The sequence below is a fragment of the Citrobacter sp. RHB25-C09 genome (assembly GCF_013836145.1).
In the GTDB taxonomy this organism is placed as follows: Bacteria; Pseudomonadota; Gammaproteobacteria; order Enterobacterales; family Enterobacteriaceae; genus Citrobacter_A.
The window spans coordinates 3,563,348-3,575,108 of sequence record NZ_CP057483.1; the positions used below are offsets into that span (position 1 = coordinate 3,563,348).

The window sequence follows — 11,761 nt, forward strand, 5'->3', positions numbered from 1 at the left end:
ATCGCCATCAGGCAAATTGCTATCGCGTGCTGTCGAACAGTGCTGACAGCCCGCTGCGGCGTTCGGTGCGAGTGGCAATGGCATCATTCAAAATGCGCTCGTCCGCATACAGCGAAAGACGAGTACGCGCGCGAGTGACGGCGGTATAAACCAACTCTCGCGTTACGACGGGAGCACGCTGCGTCGGTAAAACCAACGCAGCATGATCAAACTCAGAGCCCTGAGATTTATGCACCGTCATCGCCCAGGTCGTTTCATGTTCGGGTAAACGACTGGGCTGAACTGACTTAATTGTGCCATCAGGCATCGCAAACCAGACCCGTAAACCCTGCTCGCGTTCAAGCGCAATGCCAATATCGCCATTAAACAGCCCAAGTGCACTGTCGTTACGGGCGATCATAACTGGCCTCCCCTCATACCAGCGGGAATGCGGGTGGCGATGGATCAGCCGTTTCTGCTGCATTGCCAGCTCAATGCGTTCATTCAGCCCGCCGACGCCAAATGGCCCTTCGCGCAGTGCACAAAGTAGCTGAAACTCATTGAAAGCCTGGATAATCGCCGATGGCTCCGCTCGCTCCTTAAGCAACTTCAGATAGTTAGCGTATCCTGCCAGCGCCTCATTGAGCATCGCGGTGTAGTCTTCTTCACGCTGTAACGTCCGTTTTTCGATATCACTAAAATTGTGCTGAAAAACGGCGTTGATCGCCGTTTTATCGCCACGATTAATGGCTGCCGCCAATTGTCCGATACCGGAGTCACTGCCAAAACGGTAGCTTTTTTGCAGCAAACACAGGCTGTCCCGCAGTGTGGCAGCATCGTTTCCGGTTCCGGCCGGAACCGGCATTCCCGTCAGACGGCTTAACTGCTGCGCCCGTTCAGGGGTATAGCCGGCGCTTACCCAGGCGCAAATATCACCCAGCACCGCCCCCGCCTCTACGGAAGCAAGCTGATCGCGATCGCCAAGAAAGATCACCCGCCCATGCGGCGGTAGCGCGTCGATCAGTCGCGACATCATCGGTAGGTCGATCATCGACGCTTCATCCACCACCAACACATCAAGATGCAGTGGGTTACCCGCGTGATGGCGTAAGCGTTGGCTACCCGGCTGGGCACCCAGTAGACGATGCAGGGTACTGGCATCATCCGGAATACGTTTCTTTTGCTCATCCGTCAGCGGCAACTGACGTAACGCTTTGCCCAAAGACTCGGTCAAACGCGCCGCCGCTTTACCCGTGGGCGCAGCCAACCTGATACGACAACGCGCACCGTCCGATAATTGAATCAGCGCAGCCAGCAACCTGGCAACGGTTGTCGTCTTGCCCGTCCCAGGACCACCGGAGATCACCGATACGCGGCGGGTGAGCGCCACCGCCGCCGCCACTTTTTGCCAGTTAATTTCATCCGACGTCGGAAACAGTTGCTCCAGCGTGCGAGTCAGTAAAGCTTCATCAACCTCAATAGCTTGATTAACCTCGCTAAAAAAGCAGGCAACGGTACGTTCGTTACACCACATTCGATTCAGGTAGAGTCGATCGTCATGCAGGATCATTGGCGAAGGGCGTTCTCCACGACTCACTGCGTCAGACGCCAGCAGACACGCCTCCCAGCTTGCGGGCTCGCCGATTTCGTTCAGGCAGGCGGCAAAAAAAGGCGGAACATCCGCGCTTATTGCCAGCCGTGATAGCGGCATACAGACGTGTCCTTCCCCCGCATCCCGGCTGAGTAACGCCGCCGCCAGCGCAACGGCAGGCTCATCTTTACCCGCCACCGCCAGGGCAAACTGTGCGTCCAGAGGGCGCAGTTGCTTCTGCTCTACGGCCGCAAGCAATTGCTTCTGTAACGTCATGGTGTCTCCTCCAGCGCAACGCCAGCAAACATCTCGTCCATCCGGGCAATCAGTTCGCCATCAGGGCGGGTTGTAAAAATTCCCTGCTGCGGATATTCGCTATCCACCCCGCGCAGGAACAGATAAATCACGCCGCCAAAATGGCGCGCATAATCATAATCCGCGATGCGATGGCGAAGGTAACGATGTAACGCCAGAGTGTAAAGCTGATACTGTAAATCGTAGCGATGTGACTGCATCGCCTGCGCCATCGCCTGCGGCGTGTAGGCCGCACTGTTTTCTCCCAGCCAGTTCGATTTGTAATCCAGCAGGTAATAGCGACCGTCGTGTCGAAACACCAGATCGATAAAGCCTTTCAGCATGCCGCGAACCTGCATAAACTCCAGCGGCGGGCAACCTGCCGAGAGCGGATCATACTGGCGAATCAGTGCATCAAGTTTCCCGGCAATGAGCGGCTCTGAGATGGGCAAATAAAACTCCATCTCTACCTGCTTATCGCGCGCAGAAAGATGGCTCAGCGCGATCCCACTTTCATTGAGCGGCGCATGTAGAATAGCCTCAATCCAACGGGTTAGCACCGGCTCCCAATATGCCTCATATCCACCCAACTCCAGTTTCTCTTGCACCCAGGCGGCATCCACCGGTTGGGTAAAATCGAGATCCTCAAACAGGCTATGTAAGAACGTCCCCGGTGATGCGCCGCGAGGAAATTGATGCGGCGTGAGCTCGGGTTCTGCCAGAACCTCACCCACGCCTGCGGCATCGATATCCAGACGGGGCATCAGGTCCTGCGCAATACTATGGCCGCGCTGCTGTAGCCCGGAATAACTGGTGACGCGCCAGTTATCACCCGGCACGCGCTGAATGCTACGCGCCCACAGCGACGCCACGATATCAACCGAAGCAGGCAGCGCCTCAGTATCGACTGTGTCCGGGGTGCGGCAAACAATGTCCTCGTTGCAGAGGGCGTCGATGGCAGCACGTAACCCGGCAGCATCCCTCGGCTCGCCTTTTTGCAGCAGGCGGCCAAGCGCACTCTGATGGACATCGGTATCGCCTTTTTTGTCGCTCCGACGTCGCACCAGAGGCGCAACGCCCAGGCTACAGTGCCAGACCGAGCGGGTCAGGGCGACGTAAAGCAAACGCAGATCTTCCGCAAGGCGCTCTGCTTCCGCCAGCGCCACGCTTTCATCGGCGTGGCTGAGATCCAGCACCGCTTCAAAGGAGCTGCGATCGTGATAAAACGCCTGATCCTGAACGCGAAAGTTGGTAATAAACGGGAGCCAGACCAGCGGGTATTCCAGCCCTTTTGACTTATGGATCGTGACGATCTGCACCAGATGCTTGTCGCTTTCCAGACGCATTTGCTGGCTCGAAGCATTACTGTCGGGTTCAAGAATATGCTGTGATAGCCAGCGCACCAGCGCATGTTCGCTTTCGAGTTGCGCTGCCGCCTCCTGCAACAGTTCGCTAATGTGCAGGATGTCCGTCAGACGGCGTTCGCCACCCGCTGTTGCCAGCAGGTTTTCAGCGATATGACGCGCCGACAGCAATGCACGCAGCATGGGCATTACGCCGCGCTTTTGCCAGATTTGCCGGTAGCCCGTAAACTCTTCGACCACCTCATCCCAGGCATTTTCGTTGCCATTCAGCGTTTCAATGTCGAGCGCATTCAGCCCCATCATCGAGGTTGCCAGCGCACTTCGTAACGTATTTTCCCGCTCAGGGTTCATCACCGCCTGTAAAATCCAGAGCATCTCCTGAGCTTCGAGCGTTTCAAATACGCTATCCCGGTTGGAAAGATAAACCGAAGGAATGGCTAACAGGGTAAGCGCATCACGCACCAGCGCCGCTTCCTGGCGGCTGCGCACCAGCACGCTGATGTCCGACGCGCTTACCGGACGTGATTTTTCACCACTGTAGAGTAAGGCTTCCCCGGTCTGCCCGGCTTTCAGCCAGTCGCGGATCTGAGCGGCACACACCTGTGCCATATAGCTCTGATACTCGCCGACGCCGCAGCTTTCCCCTTCCATTAGCCACATTGTCATCGCAGGCTGTCTTTGCCCCTGGTATTCAAAGCGCAATGACTGATTTTTGCCTGCAAATTTAACCGGCTGGAAAGGGATCTCACGAAACATGAAGGCATCGTCCATCTGGCTGAACAGCGTGTTGACGCTGTTGACCATGCCCGGCGCAGAACGCCAGTTCGTGTCGAGGGTATAGTGCGCAGTGACCTCGCTACGGGCCTTCATGTAGGTAAAAATATCCGCGCCGCGAAAGGCGTAGATGGCCTGCTTCGGATCGCCAATCAGCAGCAGCGCAGTTTCAGGCTGCTGCTGCCAGATGCGACGGAAAATTCGGTATTGTTGCGGATCGGTATCCTGGAATTCATCGATCATCGCCACCGGGAAACGGCTACGGATCGCTGCCGCCAACGCATCCCCGCTTTCGCTACGCAGTGCGGTATCCAACCGGCTAAGCATGTCGTCAAATCCAAGTTCGCCACGGCGGTGTTTTTCACGGGCAACCGCCTCGCGTATTTCCGTCAGCGCACGGGTGATCACCAAATCCCGGATGGTTAATGGCTCGGCCAGCAACTCATCAATGGCGACAAAAAGCGGATGCCGCGGCACAACGCCGTCTGGTTTTGTGCGTTCTTCAAGAAACCGCTGTGAAAATTTCTCCAGCGCCTCTGGTAACTGATAGCTTTGCGTCTCTTCCTGAGCCCAGGCGCTGATCTTCTCAATCCATTTGCCCTGGTTACCACGGTTAAATTTACGGCGGTCGATCCCAGACGCCTCCAGCAATCCATCCAGTTCAGCAACCGCGTCACACCACTGTTGTTTTAGCGTATTGATTCGCTTAACGATCGTTTCATGGCGAGAGGCCAGCGTCTCTTCTTGCGGCGGTGGCGCTTTGATCATTGGCGCTTCACCTTGCAGATAACGGTTGATATCTCCTAGCAGCGCCTGCGGACCTTTCCACGTTTCAAACACCACCTGGGCAATTTCACGCGGCAATGGATAGCAATGGCGACGCCAGAAATCCGCACAGGCCTGATAGCGAAGAAGGGATTCGTCCTCGATGAGTTGCTGCTCAAACAGCATACCGGACTCGAAAGCGTTCAGGCTTAACATACGCTGGCAAAAGCCATGAATGGTGAACACCGCCGCCTCATCCATCTGCCGTTCAGCCAGGAGTAGCCACTGCGCCGCCTGTTTTTTATCCGCAATCTCGTCCAGCAGGCTGGCATAAAGGGGGTTATCGGTGGATTCGCGCAAACATGCAATGCGCAGTTCATGAATATTGCTTCGAATGCGGCCACGTAACTCTTCGGTGGCGGCCTCGGTAAAGGTCACCACCAGAAGTTCTTCAACGGTTAACGGGCGGGGAAAGGCTGCTGAACCGCCAAGCCCGAGCAGCAGGCGCAAATAGAGCGCGGCAATCGTAAAGGTTTTACCCGTGCCAGCAGAGGCTTCAATCAGGCGCTCGCCCGTGAGGGGCAAGCGCAGAGGATTAAGAGGCTCAGCGACATCATTCATTCTTTTCACTCATCAGGGGCAATGTTTGCTGCAATGCGCTGACGTTCTCCCACACTTTCCAGCCCTGTGGGTGCGCATACTCCGCTTTCCCGTTCTGGCTACCGGAGACTTGCGACAGCATCGCCATGCCCTGCTGCTCGATCACCGCCTGATGGAAGAAATCGGCAAGTTTTTGCGGCGTCAGCAGTTTTATCTGTTCCACAATTTTACCACGTGAATCGAAGCGCATATTACCGCGATCAAAATCTTTGCTGAGCTTAGACGCTTCTTCACCCAACGTCTGCGGTGCCTGCAACATCTGCGCGATAATCGCCTGCTGGATCTGGGCAAATTCTTCAGGCTTCATTGCCCGCAACTTTGCTTCCGCCGTCGGGAAAAAGGCCTTATATCGATCCCAGAGATAAGACGGCTGTTTGTCGCTACTTTGTAACAAGAAGCCCATTCCCCATTGCCGCCCTACGCTTGTCGGGAAGGCAAACACCGCATAGCCTAACTGCTCTTCTGTTCGCAGTTGGTTGTAAAACCATGGCTGCACGATCTCACCTAACATGGCGCTGTAAGCTGAGCTGCTGTACTCATCGAACCCGGTTGGCACAAATACCGCCGCCAGCGCAGAATCTGTACTGCTTCCGGCTTTTTCAAATATGACGGACTGTTTTTTATCCACCACAACGTCTTTGTTTCGACACCATTCAGAGCCATTTGCGCCAAGCTGTTTCTGAATATCCCGCGCCATCGTTGTCACCTGCGCTTTACTCATATTGCCCACGGCGAGGAATTCCGGACGAGCGCCGGTTTTTAAGGCCTCACGGTAAGCCATCACCTCTTTTAAGGTGATCGACGGCAGCAGCGCGCGACGTTCATCACGGGAGAAATAAGGCACCTGAGAAAGCATCTGCACGGGCATGATGGCCTGCTCGTAAGCCTTACCTTTCTCCGCTGAGTCCATCATCTGGCTGTACCAGGATTTCGCCTGCTCAAGCTGTTCATTCGTTGCGCTATAGCTGAAATAGCCCTCAAGCAATGCCTGGAACAGTTGCGGAAGACGCTGGGTGTAACCGTCAGCATTCAACATTAACCCATTGTTAGCATTGGTAGAAAAGCCGATGCCGCCCACCGCCGCCTGGTTGCTTAACTGATCCAGCGCGATTCCTGCCAGATAGTCATTCAGGGCAAACATGACCTGATTCCTGGCACTGTCCATTGCTTGTGGGTTGCGCAAAATGACGCTCACGTCGGCCTTTGGCTCGCTGGCAAAGTAACGGCTTGGCGTATAAACCACGCGCAGATCGGGTTCATCAATAATCAGCTCCGGATGCTCATACTCTTTTTCCGGCTTAATCAGGGTGAAATCGTCAGGAATGTAGGGGTTAAGTTCAGGCAGGGACAGCGCAATGGCCTGGGCTTTTTTCTGCCAGTCCGCAAACATCTGCTCGCTGATTTTATTGACCTGATAGGGTGCATCAACAAAATAGGCGGTCTTGTTGTGCGGCTCTTTCGGGCTGATGTACCAGATGCGGGCATTTTGCGGCGTCATCATATCCAGTCGCGCCTGGATCGCTTTCGCATCGTAGCGATCGGCGATATTAACCACATCGAGCGTATGCGCTACGGGTACACGAATCATGGTATCCGCCAGCCACTCTACGTAGTCCATATCACGGGTGATCGACGGATAGCGGAAATCGAGATCCAGCACATGCGCCAGCTCGTCAAAATAACGCTTATCGACACCTTTTTCGCGTAACAGATTGAGATAGCTGAAGATAGCCGCCACCACCGCTTCACGATTGGCCAACCCTTTATCGGTCAACGTGGCGGAAATCGCCAGAACGCCACTGTTGCCGTTAACCACTGGGTCAGAATCAGCGCGAATGCCTTCCACCAGCCCTTGTTTCTGCAACCAGTCAGACAGCGTGCCTGGGCTGCGATTACCGATCAGATAGGTGATCAGTTCATCGGTTTTGCTACGGAACTGGGCACTGTTATTGTCGATGCGAAACTCGACGCGCAGCACTTTACGGGGCAGCGCCGGAACATAGTGAATGATGATCCCTTTTTGCGCATCAGTGACGACGGGAACAGTGATCTCCGGTTTTTTGATGTTTTTGTTGGGGACTCGGCCAAAGGTAGCTGCTGCCATTTTTGCCAGGTCGGGCAAAGGCTTATTGCTGTAGATCACCGCTTTCATCAGGTTGGCGGAGTAGTACTTTTTATGGAAATCGACTAAGGCTTGCTGCACAGGATGACCCGGCTTATCGCTTAAAGTTTCCAGATTGCCACCGGAAAACTGGGAGCCTGGGTGTGCCGGGTTAATGGTTTCCGCACTCACCTGCGCCATCCGCATACCGTCACGAGTTCGGGCCATCGTCAGCTCCGCGTTGACCGCATTGCGCTCGCGCTCGGCGTATTTTTTATCCAGCAAGGGGTCTGCAATCGCGTCAGCAAGACGATCAACCGCGCCTGAAAGCGCATCGTTTTCAACTTCCAGATAGAACGCGGTACGGTACGGCGCGGTACTGGCGTTATGACTGCCACCGTGCAGTTTGAGGTATTCCGCAAGGCTATCGGCCTGAGGGAATTTTTTGGACCCCATCAGACACATATGCTCAAGATAATGCGCCAAGCCCTGGTGCGTTTCAGGATCTTCCAGCGAACCCACAGGCACCACCAATGCAGATAGCGATTTTACGGCCTGTGGGTCAGAGACCAGTAAGACCACCATGTCATTATCCAGACGCACGGCCTGATACTGGCGGGTATCTTTATCGCTTTTACGGATGGTGTCCGAAATAGGTTGCCAACCGGTGTCTGCTTGACTTAAGGGGGCCCAAAGGGCAACAAACAACAGTAACGCTCTGAACCAGGTGCTGCGGGGCATTCAAAAACCTCATCATTAACTTTCTTTACTGCTCTATTGTCCTGCAGACACATCGCTGAGCAGGTAACGCATCATAAAGGAAGCCCTTTAATTGCGCAATTTTTATACAATCCAACTACCGTGTCTGATTGAATTTGAAAATCGGTAACAGAAAGCGTTGAGACTGCGAAACAATCGTCTCCAGCGTGTCAGCATCAAGCTGGCGCCACAAACGCTGATACCAGATGTCGTCACCTTCACCGCGCACCATCATGTTACCTTCATATGCCTGCAAAAACTTTGTGCGGGCTTTTTGTTTGCTATCTTCGTCATCTAACATGACATCATTAGCCGCGTCATAACAGGCTTTTATCCATGCGCCACCGCTTTCCGGTAACACCAGTAGCGGCGAGGACATTCCTTCACGATATCCGTCAATCAGTTGGGCCAGATAAGCCACCGCCATTTCTGGCGCTAAAGGCGGGAAGCGCCATTCCCCGTCTTTACGTAGAAACAGTCGACTTTCACCATTTCCACCGCTGGCACAGTAGACAAGGTGTTCCAGCCAAAGTTGCACTCCCTGCGAGATACTGATTAACGAAGGTCGCCAGCGCAGCAAGCCATCGTCCTGCACCTGCGGCAGCCACCCCGTCAACTGAACGCCATTACAGTTAAGATCCACTTCCATACTCTGGCATGGCTGGCGACAGGCAATGATTTTGTCGGCCAGAGTGCGCATCTCCTGATGCTGTGTTTCCCAAAGGATTTCGCCAAACGCCCCGTAAGGCAGATTACCCGCAGCGCGGAAACGACGGAACAGACGTTCTGCATCCTCCTGCTCGACCAGGGTATTCAGTAATTGCTGATTGAGCTGATAGCGAGTCAATCCCTCAAGGGTAAAGGGTTCGGTATCCGGAATATCGCTCTCTTCGGAGCGGAAATTAACCTGCAGGCGTAGCTGGAAAAAAGCCCTGACAGGATGCGCCCAAAAACGTTGAAGGGTTTCCAGGCTAAGCGTTTCCGGCATGTCGAACGTTAATGGCTGAACAAAATCACCGTGGGCTTCACCGCTGCGGCTTGCCGCAGGCAACCATTCGCTGGCATAACTTTGCTGTTCGCCCGGCAAATAGTTATCCGCATCAAACGGCATACGCGTATGCTGGCAGGCGATATGTGCTTTGACACGCGCCTCGCTCTCATCGCAGGTCAGCGCTTCATCTCCCGGCAGAACGTGGCTTTGCCCGATGTAGTCCAACAGTTCCTGCACCAGCACAGAGGGGAAGCGCTCGCTGTTATCCTGGATGGAACGGCCAATGTAGCTGATATAGAGCGTTTGCTGTGCAGAGATCAGGGCTTCAAGGAACAGATAGCGGTCATCATCTCGACGGCTACGATCGCCACGCATTGGTTTCTGGCTCATGAGATCAAAACCCAGTGGTGCAAGCTGACGCGGATAGACCCCGTCGTTCATCCCCAGCAGGCAAACCACTTTGAATGGAATAGAACGCATTGGCATCAGCGTACAAATATTCACCGGCCCGGCTAAAAAACGCTGACTAATACGTTCCTGATCCAGCCTTTGCGCCAGCTCGTCGCGCAACAGTGACAGCGGTACCGCATCACCGTACCTGGCGCCCACGCCTTCGCCTATGATTGCCTGCCATTGCTGCTCAATAAGCGTCATGGCAGCTTCGGTTTCCGCATCAGGCGCAAAGAAGTCATTAAGCATATCCCGGCAAACCGGCAACCACTCTTCCAGCGGACGCTCCTGCGCCAGCCCGCGACGCCAGATATTAAGCTGCATAAGCAGTGACGCCAGGTGCCCGACCAGCTCCGCAATCAGTCCACTGGATTCATCGTATGGCAGCACTGACTGCCATTCACCCTGCGCGCTTTCCATGGCGTAGCCCAGCAGCATACGCGTCAGGCCGAATTGCCAGGTATGCTGCCCCGTGGCCGGTAGTTCCAGTTCCCGCACATTATCGTCATCAATGCCCCAACGAATGCCTGATTCATTGACCCAGAGCCGCAGATAGCGCAGACCCTCTTCACTGATATTGAAACGTGCCGCCAGCACCGGGACATCCAGTAACGCCAGGACGTCCTCGGAGACAAAGCGGCTATCCGGTAGCGAAAGCAGGCTTATAAACGCCTGAAGCACCGGATGTGACTGACGCGCCCGACGATCGGAAATGGCAAAAGGCAGGTAACGATCCGCTGGCGCACTGCCAAAAACGGCCTGAATAAACGGGCTGTAGCTGTCGATATCTGCCACCATTACGATGATATCGCGCGGTGTCAGTTCGGGATCGGCTTCCAGCATCGCCAGCAGGCGATCGTGCAGGACTTCGACTTCACGCTGCGGACTGTGACATACGTGGAAAGTGACGCTGTTATCCTGCGGGTCGAGTCGTCGTTTACTGTCGCTACGCGCATATTCTTCCAGACTAACGCCCGCCACCGCGCGATTCTCCAGTTCAAGAATATCGGCCTGAATGTTATGCAACAGGTTATCGGGCGTTACGTCGACAAACGCGTCCAGCTCCTGGCTGTTTTCCAGTTCAGAAAGCAGATAGATATAGTCGCGTCCAAGCTTGCCCCAGGACGCCAGCATTGGGTTGCCAACGTCCTGTTCGCCTTCGCTGTTAAATAAACTGCCTGCATTGCCGTTGTCACGAAACAGCGGTAAATGGCGTTCTTCAAAACTGTGTCGTCGTTGCCGCGACAGCAGTTTTGCGAGATAGGCAGGGTCTTTGATATCTCCCCAATAGTAGCGACATGGGTTGGTAAACAGCAGATGGATGTCGATGTGCTTACCCAGGGCCTGTAACGCCTGTAAATACACTGGCGGTAGGGCGGAGATGCCACAAATAAATACCCGTGTAGGTAATCCCGGCGGACATTCTGAGGCCTTTTCCAGCGTCTGAATGAAGCGCTGATAGAGATTGGCACGGTGCCAGCGCGGCTGCCCAAGCTCAGCGGTATATTCCACCAGCGCCTTCCACAGGGGTGCCTGCCAGCGCTGCGCGTCGCCCAACCCTTCGACCGTTTTCCCCGACTCCCATTGCGTTAACCACTCTGGTCGATACACCAGATACTGATCGAACAGATCCGCCGCGCGGGATGACAACTGGAACAGTTTACGTTTGTCGGTATCGTCCGTCAGATAGTGGCGTAACAAGGCAAAGTCGTCGTTCGCCAGCATCTGAGGCAGCAGCGTCATCAACTTCCAGCTCATACTCTGCTTGTTGAATGCGCTCTCTTTCGGGATTTCCGGTAACACGCGAACGAACATATCCCAGATGAAGCTTGCGGGTAACGGAAACGCGATATTGGCCGCAATGCCAAATTTCTGTGAGAGAGTCATCTGAAGCCACTGTGCCATACCGGTGCTTTGCACCAGGATCATTTCGGGTTCAAACGGATCGTCCAGCCGCTCGCGTTCGACGATAAACTCCATCAACGCTTCCAGAACGTCCAGTCGATTTGAATGGTAAACCCGTAGCATAAAGG

General features: G+C 54.7%; 4 protein-coding genes. All 4 read right to left on the reverse strand.

Annotation, left to right across the window (positions count from 1 at the left end):
- Positions 1–19: 19 nt before the first annotated feature.
- Positions 20–1,846 carry an exodeoxyribonuclease V subunit alpha gene (gene recD / locus HVY19_RS16860; protein WP_181681625.1) on the reverse strand — a complete coding sequence of 609 codons (1,827 nt, stop codon included), beginning with the start codon at positions 1,844–1,846 and terminating at the stop codon, positions 20–22.
- Entirely contained in the window at positions 1,843–5,388 is a 3,546-nt protein-coding gene (gene recB / locus HVY19_RS16865; RefSeq protein ID WP_181681626.1) for an exodeoxyribonuclease V subunit beta, read from the reverse strand. Before recB ends, recD begins: the two co-directional genes overlap by 4 nt.
- Positions 5,381–8,269, reverse strand: a complete 2,889-nt coding sequence (ptrA, locus tag HVY19_RS16870; RefSeq protein WP_181681627.1) for a pitrilysin — start codon at positions 8,267–8,269, stop codon at positions 5,381–5,383. Before ptrA ends, recB begins: the two co-directional genes overlap by 8 nt.
- Before the next feature lie 115 nt (positions 8,270–8,384).
- Positions 8,385–11,756 carry an exodeoxyribonuclease V subunit gamma gene (recC, locus tag HVY19_RS16875; RefSeq protein WP_181681628.1) on the reverse strand — a complete coding sequence of 1,124 codons (3,372 nt, stop codon included), beginning with the start codon at positions 11,754–11,756 and terminating at the stop codon, positions 8,385–8,387.
- Between the last annotated feature and the right edge of the window lie 5 nt (positions 11,757–11,761).

What these genes read in the sequence shown, in the direction of transcription:
- recB (WP_181681626.1), bottom strand. Translation starts at nt 5,388, where the DNA reads ATGAATGATGTCGCTGAGCCTCTTAATCCTCTGCGCTTGCCCCTCACG.
- recD (WP_181681625.1), bottom strand. Translation starts at nt 1,846, where the DNA reads ATGACGTTACAGAAGCAATTGCTTGCGGCCGTAGAGCAGAAGCAACTG.
- ptrA (WP_181681627.1), bottom strand. Translation starts at nt 8,269, where the DNA reads ATGCCCCGCAGCACCTGGTTCAGAGCGTTACTGTTGTTTGTTGCCCTT.
- recC (WP_181681628.1), bottom strand. Translation starts at nt 11,756, where the DNA reads ATGCTACGGGTTTACCATTCAAATCGACTGGACGTTCTGGAAGCGTTG.